The following is a 21247-nucleotide window of genomic DNA, read 5'->3' on the forward strand; positions in this document are numbered from 1 at the left end:
AAAAAATAAGAAATGACATCAACAGTAATTTTACAGGCAGCAGGAGGATTTGATCCAAGACAATTAATCATGTTTGGAGCAATTGCACTGGTATTCTACTTTTTTATGATCCGTCCTCAGCTTAAAAAAGCTAAAGACCATAAAAAATTAATCAGTGAATTGAAAAAAGGAGACAAAATTGTAACCACAGCAGGTATCCACGGCCGTATTGCCGATATGAACGAAACTACTTTCCTAATCGAGGTTGAAGGTGGTGTAAAAATCCGTTTTGATAAATCTGCCGTTTCTTTGGATGCTACAAAAGCAACTACAACGCCTGCAGCAGCTCCTAAAGCTTAATATTTAAAACAAAATAGTAAAAACGCCATCCTTTGTGATGGCGTTTTTTGTTTAGCGCTGTGCCAAATTAATGTTGATATTATATTTTACCCTCACCGGAATACCGTGCTGCTTTCCAGGTATCCATTTTGGACACTCATTTAAAACCCTCACTGCTTCTTCCTGAGTACCATAACCTAAGCTGTTTTTAAACTCATAATCCGTCAGGCTGCCATCTTTCTCCACTACAAAAGTGATATATAACCTGCCATTTACCCTGTTTCTGAGCGCTTCGGAAGGGTATTTATAATTCCGGCCCAAATATTTATAAAATTCGGCCATTCCTCCCTTAAATTCAGGTTGTTGCTCCATTTTATCATATTGTATCTGGTTTCCATCTGCCAATGTACTTGTTCCTGATTTAAAAACGCCATGCTCATAAACTTCTTCATAACTGGTTGTTTTGCCGGTTCCTTTCCAGGTTCCGTCTTTATAACCATTAACATAATTTCCTTCCTCCGTAAACCCTCCTTTATCCGTTTGTTTATACAGTCCGTTACCATCTTTGATAAACTGATTGCCTAAAGAATCTATTCCGGTTACCCATTTTCGCTGTTGCTTGCCAGGATTGTTACCCTGTTCATCATACAGAAAAACGTTTTCAAGTTTCCCATTGTCGTAATAATAAGAACATTCACCAACCAGCACTCCATTTTTAAAATTAACTTTTGAAGTAAGAACCCCCTGTTTATTATAACCCTGAAACAAGCCTTCATAAACAATATTTGGATCAAATTTCGAGATGCTTGCCAAAGTTTTTTCCGTATTATCCGGATAAAATTCATACAGGCGGTACAGCGATGGGGTATCCGTTTCTTCTATTACCCTTCGGTAATCATAATTGCTTTTATTTTCGGTAACCATGCCTTTTTTAAAATAAGTAACCATTGTTCTCTTTTGGGCGTAGGTAGTGAAGAATAAGGTAGTTGTAAGCAGCGTTAAAATATATTTTTTCATGATAGTATAATATCTACTACGAATATAGTTATCTAATGTTATTTCAATACAATTAGTGCATTAATTTATCAATAAATGGATTAGTTTTTGAGCGGCTGTTTAGTTTTGTTACATTTGACAATATTGCTGTAAGAAGTAATTTTTTTACATCATTTTTTTACATTGTGTTATGCCCTTCATCAGATTAACGAAGATTGAAAAAAGACGTGTTTTTAGTTTACTGGCCTGCCTGCTGCTGGCCGTAGCTGCATGGCTTTTTATGGCACTCAACAACAAGTATATTTATGTAGCTAAAACGGTTCTGGTTTTTAAAAATGAACCTACCAAAAGGGCATTTTATCCCTTACAGTCTGATACGATAGATTTACAGGTAGAGGGAACAGGTTGGCAGCTATTATTTGCCCGATTAAGAATCAGTCCGCCTTCTGTAAATGTCAATTTAAGCCAGCTTAATTCAAAAGATTTTATTGTTTTTTCCGATCAGTTGTTCAATATTAACAGGCAGCTGGAAAGTACACAAAAAGTAATTTCTGTTAAGCCCGATACGCTTTATTTCGATTTTACCAAACGCGTAGTGAAAAAAGTACCTGTAAAACTGGTCGATAAGCTGGGTTTTGCAAAACAATACGGCATTGCAAGCGAAGTGATGCTTAATCCAAAATATGTTAAAGTGGCTGGCCCGACAGAGGAGCTCGCTAAAATAACGTTTTGGCCAACCGATACATTGAAGTTGGATAAAATACAAAGCAGTATTACTACAAGGGTAGCTTTACAGCACAGTATCCATAAAAATGTGAGTATTTCTCCCTCATCCGTAGAAGTGAAATTACCCGTTGATGAATTTACAGAGAAAACCATCGAAGTTCCTTTAAAAGTAATCAATAATAAGAACTATAACAGTATAAGGCTTTACCCTAAAAAGGTAAAAGTTTCCTTTTTAGTGGCCTTAAGTAATTACGATCAGGTTGATGAAAGTTTTATTACCGCCACTATAGATGTAGATGAATGGCAAATTTTAAAACACCGGCAGTTTACCGTGAAGATCACCGAGTTTCCTGATTATTGTAAGCTGGTGAGCGTAGTTCCATCGAAAATTGATTTCATAGTAGAAAAATAATGTATAAAGTAGGCATAACAGGTGGTATAGGCAGTGGAAAAACAACGGCCTGCAAGGTTTTTGAAGTATTAGGGGTTCCTGTGTTTTATGCCGATACCGTGGCTAAAGAAATCATGACGCAGGATGCTTTGTTGATAGAAGGGGTTAAAACGGCTTTTGGTGAAGAAAGTTATTTTGAAGACGGAAAACTCAATAATAAGCACATTGCCGGCATTGTTTTTAATAACGAAAAATCGCTTGCACAATTGAATGCTTTGGTGCATCCGGCGGTTTTCAGGGCTTTTGACGCATGGGAATCCACCATTTCCTCTACAGTTCCTTACACCTTAAAAGAAGCTGCAATATTGTTCGAAAGTGGCTCGTATAAATTGTGCGATACGACGATTCTGGTTACAGCCCCTTACGAAATCAAAATAAAACGTTTAATGCAACGCGATGGTGTTACTGAAGAACAAGTGAAAGCCCGCATGGATAAACAGCTTAGCGATGAGGAAAAGTCAAGGCTGGCCGATCATTTTATCGTGAACGATGAGCAGCAATCTATCATAGAGCAGGTTTTAGCTTTACATCAACAATTTCTTAAGTTGGCTACAGCATTTAAAAGCGATAATTTTTAATCTCCTTAAATCATACCATCCTTAAATCCTATTCATCTTAATAATGATTTTAGAAGATTTTATTACCATTACCCCAACGGGTTTATATTGTATTTACGGCGATTTTTACCTCGATCCGCAACAGCCAGTTAAAGAAGCAGTTGTATCACACGCACATGGAGATCATGCCATTGGAGGAAGCCAGAATGTATATTGCACAGCGGCAACGGCAAGCTTCATGAAGCATCGTTACCGCAAATTTGCTGCTGTCGATTTTTTTACCAAAAGCTATCACCAAACCTTTAAAATAAAAGATGTTTCCATTACTTTCTATGCAGCCGGACATATTTTAGGTTCTGCGCAGGTTTTAATGGAATACAAGGGCGTTAAATATCTATACACCGGCGATTATAAAATAGAACCCGACACAAGTTGTGAGCCTTTTGAATTTATTGAGGCTGATGTGTTAATTACCGAAAGTACCTTTGCCGATCCCGAAACAAAGCACCCCTCACCAGTTGATGAAATTAAAAAACTGAATGAGACCAATGCGAATATCATGCTTGGTGCTTATGCCTTGGGTAAAAGTCAGCGGATTATTCAACTGCTGAACAAATATTGCCCAACCAGGAATATTATGGTTCATTTTAGCATTATGCCTTTCAATAAGATATACGAAGATTATGGCATAAATTTGGGCAATTATAAAATGTACGATAGGAAAATGATGAAAAACCACCACGAACAACAGGTATATATAGTTCCGCCTATGGTTTTTCATAGCTATCACAAGGCAATTAATGTAGTACGGGCCTTTGCGTCTGGCTGGAAAAACCTGCAGCAAAAAAATGGAATTTCGCTGTATATTTCCGATCATGCCGATTGGAGTGCTATTTTAGAAACCATCGAAAAAGTAAAACCCAAACAGGTATGGACTTTGCACGGTGATGGTAAGCAACTTAAAGACTATTTTAAAGATAAACTGGAAGTTAAAATACTTAATTAGGAAATGATTAATGAATGACTGAAGGATGGAATAACCGAATGAATGATTTAATGAATGAGAGAATGACTGAAGGATGGAATACCGAATAAATGATTTAAGGAATGATTGAGTGGTTAAAGGTAAAATATTCTATCATTCAAAATTCAATCAATCAAAATTCACCAATTCACTCATTCAAAACTTTGGGCATAAACATTCTATCATTCAAAATTCAGCCATGCTACATTCTCTAATTCAATCATTCAAAATTAACAATGAAAGAAGGCGAAGATTTCTATTTTAATGAAGATGGATTGATGGTTTTTACCGAAGCCTATCATCTAAAACGGGGTTATTGTTGCAAAAACAAGTGTAAACACTGCCCGTGGGGATATGGGAAGAAAAAGGAGAAGAAGTAATTCAGTTGGCAATTATTTAAATCAATTTACAGTTGTAATTGCAGTGGTATTTAACTTTGAATCCAAAATTAAGGTTTGGATTACTTTTTATCAAAGCGAACATGATTGTAAATATCATTTAAGGCTACATCAAATCCCATCGAAATTAAACTTAGGGTATCAGATATTTCCCTGTGCTCGTTAAGTTTCCAGTTATTTTCATCGTCAATATAAAAGGCCTGAACCCACACTGATTCCGATTCGATCATAATATATTCTTTTAGCGAAGGAATATCTTTATAAAGGTTAAATTTTCTTCCCCTTATCATAATTTTTGGTTGAAGGAGAAAGAATTTCAATAATTACAGTCGGTAAGATTGAAGTATCATCATCAAATTCGCTATGTATTAGACCATTACAATAAATGGATATATCAGGATAGGTGAATAACGTATTTTCCGGAATGTGCATCCGTTTATCACTTCCATAAGGCCTGCAAGGTTTGCTTTTTAGTTTATTGCCTATTTCTATAAAAACATTGCTGAAAATCTCATTATGATTATTACCAGCGCCGGACATGGCGAATATCTCACCTTGGTAATATTCATGTTTAACTGTTGCTTCTTTTTCCATTTGCAGGTATTCCTCAACAGTATAATGTCTTTTTTGATAGGCAACAGCCGGTTCATTTACAATCTCATCCATATTGCTTAAGCCTTAAAATTAACATATTTATAAATATCGCTTAGCGCTATATCAAATCCTATCGATACCAAAGTTAAGATATCAGAAAGCGCTTTATGTTGGTTAAGCATCCAGTTCTTTTCATCATTCACATAATAAGCCTCAACCGAAACAGATTCCGAATCGATCATGATATATTCCTTTAATGAAGGAATGTCTTTATACAGTTTGAATTTTTTGCCTCTGTCGTAATTTTTTGTTGAAGGCGAAAGAATTTCAATAATTACTGTTGGTTGCAGTATGGTGTCTTCATCTTCACTTAAATGTTTGATTTCGTTACAATAGACGGAAATATCGGGATAAGTAAATAAGGTGTTTTCAGGGATATTCATTCTCATATCGCTTCCGAAAGGAATGCATGTTGAACCTTTTAGTTTAGAAAAAAGAAGTCCGAAAACATTTGAAAATATAAGATTATGGTTAAAGGTCGCACCAGACATTGCAAATATCTCACCCTGAAAATATTCGTGCTTTTCTGTTGATTCCTTTTCCATCGCCAGGTATTCCTCAACGGTATAACGCCTTTTTTGACAGGCTACAAGAGGCTCATTAACAATCTCATCCATAAACGAATTTACCTGATTTAATTGTATTGTTCGCAAAGATTAGACGGTTAAACGTTTAAAAACGACTACAGAGTTAACTTTTTGAAATGATTAATCGGGTAACTGTTTAAATTGGTGAACTGAAAATTGCCGACTGTTAATTGAAAACTGAACTAATGTCCCGCAAAGAAACCAATCAGTGCCACGCCAATCCCCAATAATACAGCTATCATTTTTCGTGTGTTGATTTTATGATCGGCACTCGATTCGAATAGGATGGTAGTAGAGATATGCAGGAAAATACCGATAACAATACCCATGATTTTATTAAAGTAAGCATCTAAACCACCAATGGTACCATTGCTTAGTCCAACGCTTACATAAAAGCCAATTGGAGCCATTACGGCAAATAAAATGAGATAAAGTACGATGCTGCTCTTTTTAAAATGATTTTGCATTAATATACTGGCCAATGCAAAAGCCGCCGGGATATGGTGTAGCGCAATGCCGAAAATCAGTTCATTATGCTGTTCTTTTGCTAATGGCATCCCTTCTAAAAAGGCATGTAAACATAAGCTGATCATAATGCCGAAAGGAAAAACATGTCCGTCGTGGTGTTTATGGATGTGTCCATGTTCCACGCCTTCTGAAAACTGCTCTAAGAAAATCTGCAACAAAAAGCCGATCAGGATAAACACACCAATCTGCCATTTATCCGGTCCGCTGTAGGCATCCGGAATTAAATGTAAAACGGTAATCGCAAACAAATAAGCCCCGCTGAAAGATAAAATCAGTTTCAGTAGTTTAGATTTATCACTCTTTACCAAAAAAATAGCTGTTCCACCTAAAAAGGCACAGAAAAAGAGCACACAGAGTTTCCAGATTTCCATAGGTTAAAAATCAGGTTGTAATTTTTTAAATATTCGCGAGCAGATAAACCCGATTGTAATGCCCAGCAAAGCGCCGGTGGTTACATCAACAGGATAATGTACACCTACATAAACCTGCGCGAAACTGATAATGAACGCCCAGAATAAACCAATGGGTAAAATAGGTTTCCACCTGCTGTAAAAAATGCATATTAAAAACACGGCTATCGCAAAATGGTTGGTGGCATGTGCAGAAGGAAAACTCAATCCGCTGCCGCAGGGTACCCGGTGGATAATATCGTTAGCCAGGCTCATATCGTTACAGGGCCTCACCCTCGAAACCCATGGTTTTACTACCCTCGATGCAATTAAATCGCCCATGGCAAAGGTGAAAAGTACCATGCCAATAATGTAATAACCTTGTTTTTTGTACTGTTTAATACAAAATACAATGATAAAAAGATAAAGCGGCGACCAAAAGAAACGGTTACGCATTAAAGGCATCAGCCAATCAAAAAAGCTGTTTGAAAGTCCGCGGTGGATTTTCAGAAACAATTCTACATCAAATTGCTGGATGCTTTCTATCATGCTTTTTTACAGATTAAAATTAAGCGGTCGGAGGTAGATTGGTCAAAATCGTCTAAAGCATAACTGCCGAATGTTTTTTCGATCCGCATTCCTGCTTTGGTAAGCATGCGTTGAAAATCTTCAAAACTAAATGCCTGCACCCGTTCTTCGAAATTATATACCTTATGTTTGTCTTCAAAATTTATTTTTTTGATAATTTTTCCATCAACAACATTTTTGGTAATGTTGAAAGTGATGCCGTCGAGCGATTTAACTTCACAAGAGTTTAAATTGCGGATAATTTTTTCGGTGTTAAAATAATCCAGCACCAATATACCATTGGCTGTTAAACATTTTCTAAAGGTTTTAAGGGCATTGACGTGGTCTTTCTCGGTATCAAAATAGCCAAAACTGGTAAACAGGTTTAAAGCTACATCAAAATAATTAATGTAAAACAGCCTGCGCATATCGTGCACCAGAAAATGCAGTTTGTTGTTTTCGAACTGTTTGGCGTATTTGATGCTTTGTTCAGAAAGATCAATCCCGGTAACATCAAAGCCTTTTTTATTCAGATAAATCGAGTGCCGGCCCTTGCCACAGGCAATATCCAGCATTTTTGCATCGGTTTTTGGATGGAGGTATTCCGTAAGTTTATCAATGAAAAACTCGGCTTCAGCATCATTTCGTTGTTGATATAGAATATGATAATATGGCGAATTAAACCAATATTGAAACCACTTGCGCTGCATATAAAAGCCGTTTTTATCTTAAAAAGATGCAAATATAAGGTTTTACAACCGCTAGTAAAGTCAGAATGTGCTTTTATGCAATAAAGTTGCAAGAATATTATGATTTGATTTTTTTTACAAGTAAAAATAACCGAAAAATATTTTTGAAGTTAAAACACACGTTTGATTTTAATAACCTTGCTAATTCTATCAAATACATCGTGTACCTAGATATAAAAACAATGTAAATTTGCAGCGCAAAACGTTGCTGAATAGCGGCTATCTTGTTTTTTTTGTTATTTTTGAGCCTCAAATAAATTATACACGGTGACTTTAATAAAATCGATTTCAGGAATACGCGGAACCATAGGCGGAAGGGCTGGCGACGGCTTAACGCCATTTGATATTGTGAAATTTACAGCGGCTTTTGGTAGCTGGGTAGTACAAAAAACAGGCAATAAACGGATAGTTTTAGGTCGCGATGCCCGTATTTCGGGAGAAATGGTGAATAACCTCGTAATCGGGACTTTACAGGGCTTAGGCATTGAAGTAATCGACCTGGGTTTATCAACCACGCCAACTGTAGAAGTTGCAGTACCGGATGAAAATGCGGGGGGAGGGATTATTTTAACAGCCAGCCATAACCCGAAACAATGGAATGCTTTAAAATTATTAAACGCCAGCGGCGAATTTATCAGCGATACGGATGGTAAAGAGGTGCTGGATTTAGCAGAAAGTGCTGATTTTGATTTCGCTGATGTAGATAAATTAGGAAAAGTAATCAAAAACGATTCTTACCTTCAAAAACACATCGATAAAGTTTTAGCATTGCCTTTGGTAGATGTTGAAGCCATTAAAAAAGCCGATTTTAAAGTTGTAATCGACTGTGTAAATTCTACGGGAGGTATTTTTATCCCTGCTTTATTAAAAGCTTTAGGTGTTAGCAAAGTAGTTGAACTATATTGTACACCAGACGGACATTTCCCACATAACCCTGAACCGCTGCCAGAAAATTTAACCGAAATATCGAAAGAAGTTCAAAAACAAAATGCCGATTTAGGTATTGTGGTTGATCCGGATGTAGACCGTTTGTGTTTTGTAAATGAAGATGGAAGCATGTTTGGCGAAGAATATACTTTGGTTGCTGTTGCCGATTATGTATTAAAAAATACACCTGGAAATACGGTTTCTAACCTTTCATCAACCCGTGCATTACGCGATGTTACCGAAAGGGCAGGATCAGAATACAATGCTTCGGCAGTGGGCGAGGTGAACGTGGTAAACAAAATGAAAGCTACAAACGCGATTATTGGTGGCGAAGGAAACGGTGGTATCATTTACCCTGAATCGCATTATGGCAGAGACGCTTTGGTAGGTATTGCTTTATTTTTAACACATTTAGCTAAATTTGGTAAATCAATCTCTGTTTTAAGGGCAAGTTATCCTCAATACCACATTTCTAAAAACAAAATTACCCTTACGCCTGAAATGGATATTGATAATTTGTTGAAACAGGTAGAAGAAAAATACAAAAACCAGCCATACAGTACTATTGATGGCTTGAAAATAGAATTTGATAAAACCTGGGTACATTTACGCCGCTCGAATACCGAGCCGATCATCAGGATTTATAGTGAGGCTGAAAATGAAACCATTGCCGAAAATCTGGCAAATAAGATTATTTCAGACATTAAAGAAATATTACACCTTTAATCCTCAAAAGGATTTTAGGCTTAAGCATAACGGTCAGGACTTAATAAAACGATTAAGTCCTGATCATTTTAAACAGAGAAGTTGATTAGCAAAACTCCTCTGCAACACACTAACTTTAAATATTCGTAGAAATGAAAAGGGTCTATTTAGATAATGCGGCCACAACGCCTTTAGATGCGGCAGTAATTGCGGAAATGACAAATGTGATGGAAAACTATTTCGGTAATCCATCTGCCATTCATGCGCTTGGTCGCGAGGTGCGGACGCTCGTAGAAAAAGCCCGTAAAACCGTTTCTGGTCTGTTAAACGCATCACCTTCCGAAATATTTTTTACCTCTGGTGGTACCGAGGCCGATAATACTGCTATTCGTTGCGGTATTGCCGCATACGGTATTAAACATGCTATAACCTCTAAAATTGAGCACCACGCTGTTGAGCATACGCTAAATACGATGCTTAAAAATGGTGAGATCGATAAATTAAGTTTCGTTAACATTGATGAAAAAGGTAATGTTGATTACAATCACTTAGAAGAACTCCTTCAAAACAACGAACGCACTTTTGTTTCGTTAATGCATGCCAACAATGAGTTGGGTACCTTGACCGATATGGTTAAAGTGGGTGATATCTGCGAAAAATACAATGCCATTTACCATGCCGATACGGTGCAAACCATGGGGCATTATCCACATAATGTAAGGGAGCTCAAAGCACATTTTATTGTTTGTGCGGCACATAAACTCCACGGACCAAAAGGTGTTGGGTTTTTATACGTAAACAGTAATATCAAAATCCCACCGATGATTTACGGGGGTGCGCAGGAGCGTAACATGCGTGGCGGTACCGAAAACGTGTATGGTATTGTTGGCCTGGCCAAAGCTTTAGAAATAGCTTATGCAGAAATGGTCGAACACCAAACGCATATTCAGGGTTTAAAAGATTATTTAAAAGAACAGTTAATTGCAGAAATCCCGGGTATTGGCTTTAATGGTGAAACCGATGCCGATAAAAGTTTATATACAGTGCTCAATGTTTCTTTCCCTGAAATGGATATGGCCGATATGTTGTTGTTTAACCTGGATATCAATGGTATCTGTGCTTCGGGCGGTAGTGCCTGTTCATCCGGCTCAAATATCGGTTCGCATGTGTTAAACGGCATCAATGCCGATCCAAACCGCCCGTCGGTGCGTTTTTCGTTTAGTAAATATACCACTAAAGAAGACTTGGATTATGTAATCGAAAAAGTTAAAATGGTAGTGAAGCAGAATGCTTTAGCATAAAATATCATTAACCAAATAGGAGAGTCCCGGTGCAGATCGGGACTTTTTTTGTGGGCTAAATATTCATCAAATGATTTTTTGGAAAGCATGTTTAGCTTTCATTTTAATGTTAGCCCTGCTTTTCGCTCATACGCCTGCAGGCCTTAGGCGCCTGGCCGGTATCCGCTTTAATCAGGTTTAGGTACAGCTTTATTGCTGCTATTTGCGGTTTAATGGCATGATGCATAAAGAAGTATCCGGCACCCTGCAACCCCAAATAGGATTACCGGCCGTGCCACCTAAACCTGATCGGAACGGACACGAGTGCAACGAAGTAAAGTGCAGAGCAGGACTGCATTTACCTAAACGCATCTGCAATTGATTTCCAAAAAAAACAGACTTTTAAAATTTCAACACATAATTACCAAACGAGCTAAAAAATAACTTGCAAAACCCAATAATTAACCTTATATTTAATCAAACGTAAGGCAATCCACGCCATTTTACCTGTTGTTCCTGAACGAAACCTTATCAAACACTTCTTGGTATAAGGTTAAGCAAATTTTAAAATAGCTTTAATATTATTAAAATTGTTAACCCTGAAAGCCGGCCAGGTTTTCAATAATTTATATCATCATGGAAACGAACCACAACACTCAAAATCTGGAAAACGCTAAACTGGAAGAAAAACTGAATGAAGAAAGGAAACACATCTACAAGTTTATCTTCAATCCCTTTTCTTTTGAATCTTCGAACCATTTTAATAAAATCCACAAAAGGAGGTTTCATTCTTTTGGCTGCATCCATGAGTTAGGAAAATTGCCCGGGGCAATGTTGTAATCGGGAAAGGTAAAGTTACATTTCTTTGGTTGGAAATATTCTGCGGGTATAAATCCCATTCTCAAAACAACTATTAAAAACAATCTTATTTTTCGCTTGTTGCTATAGTACATCAATTTACAATTACTATGGAAACAAATAAAGAAAAAGGTAAAGTTGTTGAGAACGATTTACTGGATAAAACCGCAGAGGATATTAAAGAGGATAGAACACTTGATGATAACAAATCATCCAAAGTAACTACCAATCTGTTTAACAAAGATAAAGACCGCAAGAACAATAGTTTTGGTCCGGGGCACGAGCCAGGCACCACGCCGGGATCGGGAATATAAATTTTGTTAATTCACGATCAAAATCATTAAATTTAAACCACAGCATTTGCTGTGGTTTTTTTAGCTTAATCCAAAATGGAAAGAAGAAATTTTATCAAAAATTCGGCATTGGCCATGGCCCTGCTTTCAATTTATAAAACAGATGTTTTTGCACAGCAAGACTTATTCCGTGCCTATAATTTTAAACCACTTCGAAATGATGTGGGTATATTTATTGAGCAGGGTGGAACCATCGGCTGGTTAAATTCGAGCAATGGTTTTGTGGTGTTAGATGCGCAATTCCCAACTACGGCTCCGCATGTAATCGAAGAATTAAAAAAACTAGGCGAAAAACCTTTCAAATACCTGATCAATACCCATCACCACGGCGATCATACCGCCGGAAATATTTCTTTCAAAGGATTGGCAGAAAAAGTAGTTGCACATCAAAATTCGTTGGTTAACCAGAAAAAAGGTGCAGAAAAGGCAAATAATTTAGATAAACAGTTACTTCCCGATACCACTTTCGGTACAAAATGGAACGCAAAAGTAGGCAACGAAAATATCAAAGCTTATTATTATGGTTCCGGCCATACCAATGGTGATGCCGTTTATCATTTCGAACATGCCAATATTGTACATGTTGGTGATCTGGTTTTCAACCGTAAATTTCCATACATTGATAGAGAGAATGGTGCACACATTGGGAACTGGATTACTGCTTTAGATAAAATCCAGAACCAGTTTGATAACGATACGCTGTTTATATGGGGGCATAGCCTCGATCCGGAAAAAGTAACGGGAAATAAAGCAGATGTTAAAGCTTACCAAAATTATCTTCAAAGCCTGCTAACTTTTGTGGGTGGCGAAATCAAAGCAGGTAAAAGCAAAGAAGATATCCTTAAAGCAACTACTATCCCAAATGCACCCGAATGGCAGGGTGAAGGCATCCAGAGGAGCTTAACCGCTGCTTATGATGAATTGAAAGGGGTTTAATTCTCATATTCAAAAATAAAAGTCGTCATCTCGACCGGAGCATGGCGGAGTGGAGAGATCTATCTCGAGACAGATTTAGCTTCGCTGAGCCTGCGGGTTCTCGACTGCGCTTCGCTCCGCTCGAAATGACGGTAACTATTAAGGATCATTTGCCAAATCTTTTTTCAATTTATAAACGTTCTATATTTAAAATAATCCTTTCTACGTCATTGAATTACCATAGGCTTTAGTGTTTAACAACTATATTTGTTACAATTCAAAATCTACAGCCCATGGATGATTTTTTAGCAGCCCGTTCGCAAATGGCCTTATCATTAGGCTTTCACATCATTTTTTCCTGTATTGGCATGGTGATGCCTTTCTTCATGGCCGTATCGCATTATAAATGGCTTAAAACAAACGATGAGGTCTATAAAAACCTGACCAAGGCCTGGAGTAAAGGGGTAGCCATATTTTTCGCTACAGGTGCGGTATCAGGTACCATGCTGTCGTTCGAACTGGGACTGCTCTGGCCAAAATTTATGGACCATGCCGGACCGATATTCGGAATGCCTTTTTCGCTCGAAGGGACTGCCTTTTTTATCGAAGCAATAGCTCTGGGTTTTTTCCTTTACGGCTGGAATAAATTGAATAAATGGTTCCATTGGTTTACCGGTATGGTAGTAGGGGTAAGCGGACTGGCCTCGGGCATACTGGTGGTTGCCGCCAACGCCTGGATGAACAGTCCGGCGGGTTTTGATTTTGTAAACGGTAAATACCTTAACATCGATCCCATTCAGGCCATGTTCAATAAAGCATGGTTTAGTCAGGCTTTGCACATGTGTTTGGCCGCATTTACTGCTACAGGCTTTGCAGTGGCTGGCGTACATGCTTTAATGATTTTGAGAAACAGAAATGCTGCATTCCATTTAAAAGCTTTTAAAATAGCGGCTGTATTTGCCTGCATTGCTGCTTTGTTACAGCCATTAAGCGGCGATATATCTGCAAAAGACGTTGCCAAACGTCAGCCTGCAAAACTTGCGGCAATGGAAGCCTTATATCAAACCGAAAAACCTGCACCTTTATTGATTGGCGGCATTGTAAACGAGAAAGATAAAACAGTGAAAGGAGCGATCAAAATTCCGGGCGCATTAAGTTTTCTGGCACATGGCGATTTCAAGGCCGAAGTTAAGGGGTTGGATCAGATTCCTGAAAACGAACATCCTCCTGTTGCGGTAACCCATTATGCTTTTCAGATTATGGTAGGCATCGGTACTTTATTGCTTTTGGTATCGTTAACTTATTTCTTTATTCTTTTTAAAAAGAAACCCTTAACCGAAAAACGCTGGTTGTTAAAACTATTTGTTTTTGCCATTCCACTGGGTTATATCGCTTTAGAGGCCGGCTGGGTAGTTACAGAGGTTGGCAGGCAGCCATGGATTATTTATGGCATTATGCGCACCAAAGACGCAGTTACACCGATGCCTGGGATAGCTTATTCATTTTATATTTTCTCGGCTATTTATGTGTCGCTGAGCATTATCGTAACGTTTTTACTTTACCGGCAGATTAAAATGGTGCCAGTGCTTTATAATAAAACAGCAACTAATAATTAATTAACCCTAGATAAAAATGATGAACACAGATAAAAATTTAATGGCTGTGGCTAAACTATTCAAGATCTGTGTTTATCTGTGCAAATCTGTGGCAAAAATATAGACTATGGAATACGTTGTAATTACATTTTTATGCATGGCCATCCTGCTCTATTTTTTATTAGGCGGGGCCGATTTTGGCGCAGGGATTATTGAACTCTTTACTTCAACAAAAAACAGGAGTAAAACCCGGAAAACCATGTACCAGGCCATTGGTCCGGTATGGGAAGCGAACCACATGTGGTTGATCATTGCCATTGTAATCCTTTTTGTAGGTTTCCCCTTTATTTATACCACCATGTCGGTTTACCTGCATATTCCGTTGGCCATTATGCTTATCGGGATTATCGCACGCGGTACAGCTTTTGTATTCCGCCATTATGATGCAGTAAAAGATGATATGCAATGGTTGTACAACCGCATTTTCAGGTATTCAAGCTTCGTTACCGCTTTATTTCTGGGTATTATCGCCGGAAGCCTGATTTCAGGGCATATTGATACGCAGGCGACAGATTTTTATACGGCCTATATTTCTGGCTGGTTAAACTGGTTTTCAATCGCTGTAGGCTTCTTTACAGTTGCGCTTTGTGGTTTCCTTGCGGCCATTTATCTCATCGGCGAAACAAATGAATACCATGATAAACGCCGTTTTATTAAAAAGGCCGAATTTATGAATGTAGCTGCGGTAGTTTTTGGTGCCATGGTATTTATCGCTGCACAACGTGATAAAATTCCGTTGATCGATTGGGTGTTTAAAAGTACAGTTGGCTTATCCGCCATAATACTGGCCAGTTTATCCCTTATTTTATTATGGTATCTGTTGATTAAAGGTAAAACCAAGGTTTTACGCATTTTAGCAGGCTTTCAGGTAACGATGATCCTGTTGGCGATTAGTTATGCCCACTTTCCTAATTTTATCCGTTTAAAGAGTGGAGGAGCAATTTCGCTATTAGAAACTGTTGGACCAGAAAAAACCATTTATAGCTTAGGTTTAGCCCTTTTGCTGGGCAGTGTACTGATACTACCTTTTTTAGGGTACTTGTTTTATAAATTTCAGAAGAAAGAGGAATAGGTCTTTTAGCATTCTTTTGTAAGCTGTAGATGGCTCGAAATAAAAATCGTCATCTCGACTGAAGCGCAGCGGAATGGAGAGATCTACCTCGATAGATTTCTCGACTGCGTTGCACTCCGCTCGAAATGACGATACGCGAGTTATAAAAAAAGAGCACCTGTTTCCAAATGCTCTTTTTATAAAACGATTCAATATTCTTACCTATAAACCACCTTTTCTGTTCGATTTGGTTTGTACAGGCCAGGTTGCTGGTTTGCCGGTACGTTCGTTAACCGGTAAATCGGTTGCTTTTTCAGTTGAGGTTTTTTCAGGATCTTCTGATGCCATATAAACCATAATGGCAGCTAAAATTACATTACTTCTGATTTCGTCGAAAACCAGTTTATCGTAACTGTCGCGGTTGGTATGCCAGGTATAAGTGCCGTAATCCCAGCTGGTAGAGCTTAACGAATAACCCAATGCTCCGGCAGCTACAAATGAAGCAAAATCAGAACCTCCTGCTCCTGGTGTGCCAGGGAAACTGGTTTTGATCTGGTTTTTAATCGTATCAGGTACTGCTGCCAACCAACGGGTGATGTAATCCTTTGATTTTGCAAAACCCTGTCCACCGATGTTAACTACTCGCCCTGTTCCGTTATCCTGGTTAAATAAAGCCTGGAGATTGTTCACAATTTCCGGGTGATCTTCTACAAATGCCCTTGAGCCGTTCAAGCCCTGTTCTTCGCTTCCCCAATGACCAACCAAAATGGTGCGTTTTGGATTAGGATAAATTTTCTTTAAAATGCGCATGGCTTCCATCATTAATATGGTTCCCGAACCATTGTCGGTAGCGCCACTTGCACCATCCCACGAATCGAAATGCGCCGAAAGCATTACATATTCATTTGGTTTTTGCGTTCCTTTTATCTCTGCAATAGTATTAAAGGTTGGCACAGCACCTAATTTTTTCGAATCTGCCTCGATTTTAAGCTTAGGCTTATCGCCATTTAAGGCCAAACGGTAAACCAAGCCATAATCTTCAACAGATAAATCTAAAGTGGGTACTTTTGTGGTATTTGCACCAAAAATTTTATCTACACCAAAGCCCTGCGACCAGTTATTAATCACCACCGCTACCGCACCTGCATTTTCTAATGCTACAGAAAGTGTTTTGGCAGTTAAACCGGTTTTGGCCAGGCTGGCTGCCCAGGCTTTTGCAGCTTCGGCTTTTTCTTTTTTAAATTTTTCGAAAAGGTCTTTTGTGGCAAATTCTTCCCAGTTTTTTTCTGGTCGGCCAGAAAGCTGGTTCATCGAAATGAGTACGATTTTACCTTTTACATTGGGTAACCATTTCTGAAAGGAAACCGAATCGGTAATTGCCGGAAGGATAATGGCTTCTGCATTAATGGCTTTTCCATTAGTTGATGGACTCCAGGCCAGTTGCGTGCCTTCTAAAGTACGTACCCGTGGACTTACCAGATCGATATGGGTAATACCCCGTTCCCAGCCGGCCCATTCGCCCCATTTTTCGTTTTTGGCAGAGATGCCCCAGTCGCTGTATTTTTTTACGGCCCAATCGTTTGCCTGTTTCATTTGTGGCGAACCAACCAAACGCGGACCAACAACATCAAGTAATTCGTGAGCAAGTTTCTCTAATTGAGAGTTTTCGTTCACTTCTTTAACAATATTGTCGATTATTTTCCGGTCTTGCGCAAAAACACTGGCCGAAGCACACAGTAATAGTGCAGAAAATAGTAATTTTTTATTCATAATTAGTTAGGGTTGATTATTTGACGTGCTAATTTATGAAATAAGGGTAGGATTGAGGGATGTTAATGGAAATGTTGCAGTTGAGTTGTGGTATTAGCTGTTATCAGCTGACACAAGTTAAGTCTTGAAATGATTCATTAGGTTTAAAGGTGAGATGGAACATCTGACCTCGCAAATAAGCTAAGGATGATAGTGAAGGGTGGGGTGATTGTAGCACTCGCCAGGAAAACTGCCTTCCCATAGAATTGCAGGCTTGCAGAATATAAACCTGATTGCCGCGGTCCCGATGTAAAATCGGGAGAAGCAAAAAGCAGGACTGAACTAACCTAAGTTATTCAAGCCCTGCTTTTCTTATTATAGTTTAACAGTTAATTTGTCATTTGTTTATTGGTCCGTTTGCACTAATTAACCAATGCCCAATGATCTACAGAACCAATCTAATTATTCATCATCTTAATAAAAGCGCCTAATTTAGCTTTCATGGCTCTTCTATCTACAATAAAATCGAGGAAACCGTGTTCCAGAACGAATTCGGAAGTTTGGAAACCTTTCGGTAAATCTTTTTTAATGGTTTCTTTAATTACCCTCGGGCCGGCAAAACCGATCAATGCCCCTGGTTCTGCAATATTGATGTCGCCAAGCATGGCATAAGATGCCGTTACACCGCCCGTAGTCGGATCGGTTAATAAAGAAATGTAAGGTACTTTAGCCTGTCCTAATAAAGCCAGTTTGGCCGATGTTTTAGCCATCTGCATCAATGAAAATGCGGCTTCCATCATACGTGCACCACCTGATTTAGAAATCATCAGGAAAGGAACTTTATGTTTAATGCTGTAATCGATAGATCTTGCGATTTTTTCGCCTACAACTGAGCCCATAGAGCCGCCGATGAAAGCGAAATCCATACAGGCAATAACCAGATCCTGACCTTCAATTTTACCAACACCAGCACGGATAGCATCTTTTAAGCCGGTTTTAGCCTGACTTTCTTTAATCCTGTCGGTATAAGGTTTGTTATCGTTAAAATTTAAAGGGTCGCCTGATGTTAGGTTCGGGAACAGCTCTTTAAACTCGTTATTATCAAATAAAACCTCGAAATATTCTTTTGAACCTACTCTCAGGTGGTAATCGCAGTAGTGGCAAACGTATTTGTTTTCCTGAAGTTCTGCCTGATGTAGCGGTTTCTTACAATTTGGACATTTATTCCACAAACCATCCGGTGCTTCCTTTTTCTCTTCAGTTGTGGTAATGATACCTTTATTCTCTCTTTTAAACCAAGCCATATAATTTTTTAAAGAATTGGATTGCAAAGAAACGAAAAATAAAATAAACTCGAACCTTTATTAGATGTAAAAAATAGTTGATGGTTAATTGATTGATCGTTGATAACCAATAGCCGGAGTAGTTTAAAACTGGCATTTGCCTGTTGCCAGCTGTAAATTGAAAAGTGTAGTGTGTCTTTTTTACACTAAGGATAATGTGTTTTTTACACTAAATAGGCCTTATTTTGCTGTTAGGCAAATAATTCTGTTGTTACAAAAGCTTGTAATGTTAATTTTTTTTATAACTTCGGACTTAATAAAATTAACAAGAAATGAGTTTAAAAGGCTACAAAGGCGTAATTTACGGAGATGCCGTTCAAGAATTGTTTGAGCAGGCTAAAAAACATCAGTTTGCTTTACCAGCAGTAAACGTAACCGGTACCAATACGGTTAACGCGGTATTGGAAACTGCAAAGGCAGTAAATTCGCCTGTTATGATTCAGTTGTCAAACGGAGGAGCACAGTTTTATGCTGGTAAATCGTTAGATAATGAGAAATTGCAAGCATGTATTTTAGGAGCTGTATCGGCTGCTAAACATGTACATTTATTGGCAGAGCATTATGGCGTTGCCGTGGTTTTACATACCGACCACGCCGCTAAAAAATTATTGCCATGGATTGACGGACTTTTAGACCACGGTGAAAAATTCTTCGCTGAAACCGGAAAACCTTTGTTTTCATCACACATGCTTGATTTATCGGAAGAGCCGATTGAAGAAAACATGGAAATTTCTGCAAAATATTTGGAGCGCATGGCTAAAATGAACATGACAATCGAAATTGAGCTTGGCGTAACCGGTGGTGAAGAAGATGGCGTGGATAACAGCGATGTAGACAGCTCAAAATTATATACACAACCTAGTGAAGTAGCTTATGCTTACGAAGAATTAAGTAAAGTTTCTCCACGTTTTACTGTAGCTGCTGCTTTTGGTAACGTACACGGTGTTTATAAACCAGGTAACGTGAAATTGCAACCGGTAATCTTGAAAAATTCTCAGGATTTCATCAAGGAAAAATTCAATTTAACTGCAGAGAAACCGATCAATTTCGTTTTCCACGGTGGTTCTGGTTCTTCGCAGGAAGAAATCAGGGAAGCAATTTCTTATGGAGCCATTAAAATGAATATTGATACTGATATGCAATGGGCATTTTGGGAAGGTATTTTAGAATATTACAAAAAGAACGAAGCTTATCTTCAGGGCCAGATTGGTAACCCTGATGGTGATGATAAACCAAATAAAAAATACTACGATCCACGCGTATGGTTGCGTAAAGGTGAAGAAACTTTCGTGAAGCGTTTAACTACTGCTTTCGAAGATCTGAACTGTATCAACGTAAATGATAAACTATAAGTTTTGATTGGTTTGGAAGGCTGAATTTACATTCAATCATCCAAAAAATCAATCATTCAATAATTAACAAAAGCGCCATAAGGTTAAAAACTTATGGCGTTTTTGTTTGTTTTTGGTTATATTTAAGCAAACAAAATGTGATGGCAAAATCTAAAAACGATACCAAAAAAAATAATTTTTTTGAGAAATTCGCTAATGTAGCGACCAAGTTTACCGGTAGTTCTGCTGCATTTATCAGCGCAACTGCTATTGTTGTAATTTGGGCGTTGAGCGGGCCAATATTTAATTATTCTGAAACCTGGCAGCTGGTAATTAACACCGGCACCACGATTATTACCTTTTTAATGGTTTTCCTGATCCAGAAAGCACAAAACAAGGATGGTAAGGCAATTCAATTAAAATTGAATGAACTGATTGCCGCGCAGCAGGGTGCAAGTAACCGCATGGTGGATATTGAAGACCTGAGCGAGAAAGAATTGGATCAGTTACATAAATTTTACGTTACGATTGCTACGCTTGCGAAAAAAGAGGCCGATATTCATTGCTCACATTCGATCGACGTTGCGAAAGAATTAAATGAATTGAAATTAAAATCGAATAAACACTTTAAACACCACGATAATGAGTCTGCACGTCCAAAAAGTTAACCACCCTGAAGATTTAGATAAAGTATTTGCTATCCGTAAAATTGTATTTGTAGACGAACAAAATTGTCCGCCGGAACTGGAATGGGAGCATGAAGATGAATCGACACATTTTTTAGCCACCAGTAACGGACAACCTTGCGGTGCCTGCCGTTGGCGTAAAACTGATTTAGGTTATAAACTGGAACGCTTTGCTGTTTTAAAGGATTTTAGAGGACAGGGGGTTGGCAGGGCATTAATTGCCGAAGCTTTATCTGACTTACCGGAAGATGCGCATTATATTTACCTAAACTCACAATTAGATGCAATGAGTTTGTATGCCAAATTTGGTTTTGTTGCGGAAGGGGATCAGTTTGAGGAAGCTGGCATACAGCATTTTAAAATGGTAAAGAAGGTGTAGGAACTTTAACCACGTATGCATATGTTAGTTATCGTCATCTCGACCGGAACGCAGTGAAGCGGAGAGATCTA

Annotated in this window: 23 protein-coding genes; 14 read left to right on the forward strand and 9 right to left on the reverse strand. The window is 38.3% G+C overall.

What is annotated here, in order from left to right; genetic code table 11:
* Positions 1-12 precede the first annotated feature (12 nt).
* Positions 13-339: a preprotein translocase subunit YajC gene (yajC, locus tag ACTJKC_RS00090; RefSeq protein WP_344850603.1), complete on the forward strand. Its 327-nt coding sequence runs from the start codon at positions 13-15 to the stop codon at positions 337-339.
* Positions 340-390: 51 nt separating this feature from the next.
* Here yajC and ACTJKC_RS00095 read toward each other — a convergent pair whose 3' ends face one another.
* Positions 391-1335, reverse strand: coding sequence for an energy transducer TonB (locus ACTJKC_RS00095; protein WP_440789214.1), 945 nt, complete (start codon positions 1333-1335; stop codon positions 391-393).
* A gap of 169 nt (positions 1336-1504) precedes the next feature.
* Between ACTJKC_RS00095 and ACTJKC_RS00100 the strand changes: the two genes are divergently transcribed.
* From ACTJKC_RS00100 to ACTJKC_RS00115, 4 genes are all read left to right on the forward strand, one after another.
* Entirely contained in the window at positions 1505-2452 is a 948-nt protein-coding gene (locus ACTJKC_RS00100) for a CdaR family protein (RefSeq protein WP_440789216.1), read from the forward strand.
* A complete protein-coding gene (gene coaE / locus ACTJKC_RS00105) occupies positions 2452-3069 on the forward strand; it encodes a dephospho-CoA kinase (protein WP_440789218.1) in 618 nt (205 codons plus the stop codon). Before ACTJKC_RS00100 ends, coaE begins: the two co-directional genes overlap by 1 nt.
* Positions 3070-3112: 43 nt before the next feature.
* Complete coding sequence (locus ACTJKC_RS00110) at positions 3113-4054, forward strand: exonuclease (RefSeq protein ID WP_440789219.1); 942 nt, start codon at positions 3113-3115, stop codon at positions 4052-4054.
* A 254-nt stretch (positions 4055-4308) separates the two neighbouring features.
* Positions 4309-4452 (forward strand): DUF5522 domain-containing protein, encoded by a 144-nt coding sequence (locus tag ACTJKC_RS00115; protein WP_162799929.1) that lies wholly within the window; start codon positions 4309-4311, stop codon positions 4450-4452.
* A gap of 80 nt (positions 4453-4532) precedes the next feature.
* On the opposite strand, the gene ACTJKC_RS00120 is transcribed toward ACTJKC_RS00115, so the two are convergent.
* From ACTJKC_RS00120 to ACTJKC_RS00145, 6 genes are all read right to left on the reverse strand, one after another.
* Complete coding sequence (locus tag ACTJKC_RS00120; RefSeq protein ID WP_440789221.1) at positions 4533-4760, reverse strand: hypothetical protein; 228 nt, start codon at positions 4758-4760, stop codon at positions 4533-4535.
* Positions 4738-5136: a Uma2 family endonuclease gene (locus ACTJKC_RS00125; protein WP_440789223.1), complete on the reverse strand. Its 399-nt coding sequence runs from the start codon at positions 5134-5136 to the stop codon at positions 4738-4740. Before ACTJKC_RS00125 ends, ACTJKC_RS00120 begins: the two co-directional genes overlap by 23 nt.
* Before the next feature lie 5 nt (positions 5137-5141).
* Positions 5142-5777: a Uma2 family endonuclease gene (locus ACTJKC_RS00130; RefSeq protein WP_440789224.1), complete on the reverse strand. Its 636-nt coding sequence runs from the start codon at positions 5775-5777 to the stop codon at positions 5142-5144.
* A 116-nt stretch (positions 5778-5893) separates the two neighbouring features.
* Positions 5894-6610, reverse strand: a complete 717-nt coding sequence (locus ACTJKC_RS00135; protein ID WP_344850618.1) for a ZIP family metal transporter — start codon at positions 6608-6610, stop codon at positions 5894-5896.
* 3 nt (positions 6611-6613) lie between these two features.
* Complete coding sequence (locus tag ACTJKC_RS00140) at positions 6614-7177, reverse strand: phosphatase PAP2 family protein (protein WP_440789226.1); 564 nt, start codon at positions 7175-7177, stop codon at positions 6614-6616.
* Positions 7174-7905, reverse strand: a complete 732-nt coding sequence (locus ACTJKC_RS00145) for a class I SAM-dependent methyltransferase (RefSeq protein WP_440789228.1) — start codon at positions 7903-7905, stop codon at positions 7174-7176. Before ACTJKC_RS00145 ends, ACTJKC_RS00140 begins: the two co-directional genes overlap by 4 nt.
* 306 nt (positions 7906-8211) lie before the next feature.
* Between ACTJKC_RS00145 and glmM the strand changes: the two genes are divergently transcribed.
* From glmM to ACTJKC_RS00175, 6 genes are all read left to right on the forward strand, one after another.
* Complete coding sequence (gene glmM / locus ACTJKC_RS00150) at positions 8212-9597, forward strand: phosphoglucosamine mutase (RefSeq protein ID WP_440789229.1); 1386 nt, start codon at positions 8212-8214, stop codon at positions 9595-9597.
* Between the two features lie 131 nt (positions 9598-9728).
* Positions 9729-10877, forward strand: coding sequence for a cysteine desulfurase family protein (locus ACTJKC_RS00155; protein WP_440789231.1), 1149 nt, complete (start codon positions 9729-9731; stop codon positions 10875-10877).
* A 947-nt stretch (positions 10878-11824) separates the two neighbouring features.
* Positions 11825-12028 (forward strand): hypothetical protein, encoded by a 204-nt coding sequence (locus ACTJKC_RS00160; protein ID WP_440789233.1) that lies wholly within the window; start codon positions 11825-11827, stop codon positions 12026-12028.
* A gap of 75 nt (positions 12029-12103) precedes the next feature.
* Positions 12104-13003, forward strand: coding sequence for an MBL fold metallo-hydrolase (locus ACTJKC_RS00165; RefSeq protein ID WP_440789235.1), 900 nt, complete (start codon positions 12104-12106; stop codon positions 13001-13003).
* A 272-nt stretch (positions 13004-13275) separates the two neighbouring features.
* On the forward strand, positions 13276-14598 hold the full coding sequence (locus ACTJKC_RS00170) for a cytochrome ubiquinol oxidase subunit I (RefSeq protein ID WP_440789236.1): 1323 nt from the start codon (positions 13276-13278) through the stop codon (positions 14596-14598).
* A 106-nt stretch (positions 14599-14704) separates the two neighbouring features.
* Positions 14705-15709 (forward strand): cytochrome d ubiquinol oxidase subunit II, encoded by a 1005-nt coding sequence (locus ACTJKC_RS00175; protein ID WP_440789238.1) that lies wholly within the window; start codon positions 14705-14707, stop codon positions 15707-15709.
* A 201-nt stretch (positions 15710-15910) separates the two neighbouring features.
* Here the strand turns inward: ACTJKC_RS00175 and ACTJKC_RS00180 are convergent, their stop codons facing one another.
* Both ACTJKC_RS00180 and accD read right to left on the reverse strand, forming a co-directional pair.
* Entirely contained in the window at positions 15911-17458 is a 1548-nt protein-coding gene (locus ACTJKC_RS00180; protein WP_440789240.1) for a M20/M25/M40 family metallo-hydrolase, read from the reverse strand.
* 437 nt (positions 17459-17895) lie between these two features.
* Positions 17896-18741, reverse strand: a complete 846-nt coding sequence (accD, locus tag ACTJKC_RS00185; RefSeq protein WP_131532007.1) for an acetyl-CoA carboxylase, carboxyltransferase subunit beta — start codon at positions 18739-18741, stop codon at positions 17896-17898.
* Between the two features lie 311 nt (positions 18742-19052).
* Here accD and fbaA point away from each other — a divergent pair, with 311 nt between their 5' ends.
* The 3 genes from fbaA to ACTJKC_RS00200 all read left to right on the forward strand — a co-directional run bounded on the left by fbaA (position 19053) and on the right by ACTJKC_RS00200 (position 21176).
* Positions 19053-20132, forward strand: a complete 1080-nt coding sequence (gene fbaA / locus ACTJKC_RS00190; RefSeq protein ID WP_113947070.1) for a class II fructose-bisphosphate aldolase — start codon at positions 19053-19055, stop codon at positions 20130-20132.
* A gap of 140 nt (positions 20133-20272) precedes the next feature.
* Positions 20273-20779: a low affinity iron permease family protein gene (locus ACTJKC_RS00195; RefSeq protein ID WP_440789242.1), complete on the forward strand. Its 507-nt coding sequence runs from the start codon at positions 20273-20275 to the stop codon at positions 20777-20779.
* Positions 20754-21176 carry a GNAT family N-acetyltransferase gene (locus tag ACTJKC_RS00200; RefSeq protein ID WP_440789244.1) on the forward strand — a complete coding sequence of 141 codons (423 nt, stop codon included), beginning with the start codon at positions 20754-20756 and terminating at the stop codon, positions 21174-21176. Before ACTJKC_RS00195 ends, ACTJKC_RS00200 begins: the two co-directional genes overlap by 26 nt.
* The last annotated feature ends 71 nt before the right edge of the window (positions 21177-21247 follow it).

It is taken from the genome of Pedobacter sp. 22226 (assembly GCF_052045455.1).
Classification (GTDB): Bacteria; Bacteroidota; Bacteroidia; order Sphingobacteriales; family Sphingobacteriaceae; genus Pedobacter; species Pedobacter jeongneungensis.

What these genes read in the sequence shown, in the direction of transcription:
- yajC (WP_344850603.1), top strand. Translation starts at nt 13, where the DNA reads ATGACATCAACAGTAATTTTACAGGCAGCAGGAGGATTTGATCCAAGA.
- ACTJKC_RS00095 (WP_440789214.1), bottom strand. Translation starts at nt 1,335, where the DNA reads ATGAAAAAATATATTTTAACGCTGCTTACAACTACCTTATTCTTCACT.
- ACTJKC_RS00100 (WP_440789216.1), top strand. Translation starts at nt 1,505, where the DNA reads ATGCCCTTCATCAGATTAACGAAGATTGAAAAAAGACGTGTTTTTAGT.
- coaE (WP_440789218.1), top strand. Translation starts at nt 2,452, where the DNA reads ATGTATAAAGTAGGCATAACAGGTGGTATAGGCAGTGGAAAAACAACG.
- ACTJKC_RS00110 (WP_440789219.1), top strand. Translation starts at nt 3,113, where the DNA reads ATGATTTTAGAAGATTTTATTACCATTACCCCAACGGGTTTATATTGT.
- ACTJKC_RS00115 (WP_162799929.1), top strand. Translation starts at nt 4,309, where the DNA reads ATGAAAGAAGGCGAAGATTTCTATTTTAATGAAGATGGATTGATGGTT.
- ACTJKC_RS00120 (WP_440789221.1), bottom strand. Translation starts at nt 4,760, where the DNA reads ATGATAAGGGGAAGAAAATTTAACCTTTATAAAGATATTCCTTCGCTA.
- ACTJKC_RS00125 (WP_440789223.1), bottom strand. Translation starts at nt 5,136, where the DNA reads ATGGATGAGATTGTAAATGAACCGGCTGTTGCCTATCAAAAAAGACAT.
- ACTJKC_RS00135 (WP_344850618.1), bottom strand. Translation starts at nt 6,610, where the DNA reads ATGGAAATCTGGAAACTCTGTGTGCTCTTTTTCTGTGCCTTTTTAGGT.
- ACTJKC_RS00140 (WP_440789226.1), bottom strand. Translation starts at nt 7,177, where the DNA reads ATGATAGAAAGCATCCAGCAATTTGATGTAGAATTGTTTCTGAAAATC.
- ACTJKC_RS00145 (WP_440789228.1), bottom strand. Translation starts at nt 7,905, where the DNA reads ATGCAGCGCAAGTGGTTTCAATATTGGTTTAATTCGCCATATTATCAT.
- ACTJKC_RS00155 (WP_440789231.1), top strand. Translation starts at nt 9,729, where the DNA reads ATGAAAAGGGTCTATTTAGATAATGCGGCCACAACGCCTTTAGATGCG.
- ACTJKC_RS00160 (WP_440789233.1), top strand. Translation starts at nt 11,825, where the DNA reads ATGGAAACAAATAAAGAAAAAGGTAAAGTTGTTGAGAACGATTTACTG.
- ACTJKC_RS00165 (WP_440789235.1), top strand. Translation starts at nt 12,104, where the DNA reads ATGGAAAGAAGAAATTTTATCAAAAATTCGGCATTGGCCATGGCCCTG.
- ACTJKC_RS00170 (WP_440789236.1), top strand. Translation starts at nt 13,276, where the DNA reads ATGGATGATTTTTTAGCAGCCCGTTCGCAAATGGCCTTATCATTAGGC.
- ACTJKC_RS00175 (WP_440789238.1), top strand. Translation starts at nt 14,705, where the DNA reads ATGGAATACGTTGTAATTACATTTTTATGCATGGCCATCCTGCTCTAT.
- ACTJKC_RS00180 (WP_440789240.1), bottom strand. Translation starts at nt 17,458, where the DNA reads ATGAATAAAAAATTACTATTTTCTGCACTATTACTGTGTGCTTCGGCC.
- accD (WP_131532007.1), bottom strand. Translation starts at nt 18,741, where the DNA reads ATGGCTTGGTTTAAAAGAGAGAATAAAGGTATCATTACCACAACTGAA.
- fbaA (WP_113947070.1), top strand. Translation starts at nt 19,053, where the DNA reads ATGAGTTTAAAAGGCTACAAAGGCGTAATTTACGGAGATGCCGTTCAA.
- ACTJKC_RS00195 (WP_440789242.1), top strand. Translation starts at nt 20,273, where the DNA reads ATGGCAAAATCTAAAAACGATACCAAAAAAAATAATTTTTTTGAGAAA.
- ACTJKC_RS00200 (WP_440789244.1), top strand. Translation starts at nt 20,754, where the DNA reads ATGAGTCTGCACGTCCAAAAAGTTAACCACCCTGAAGATTTAGATAAA.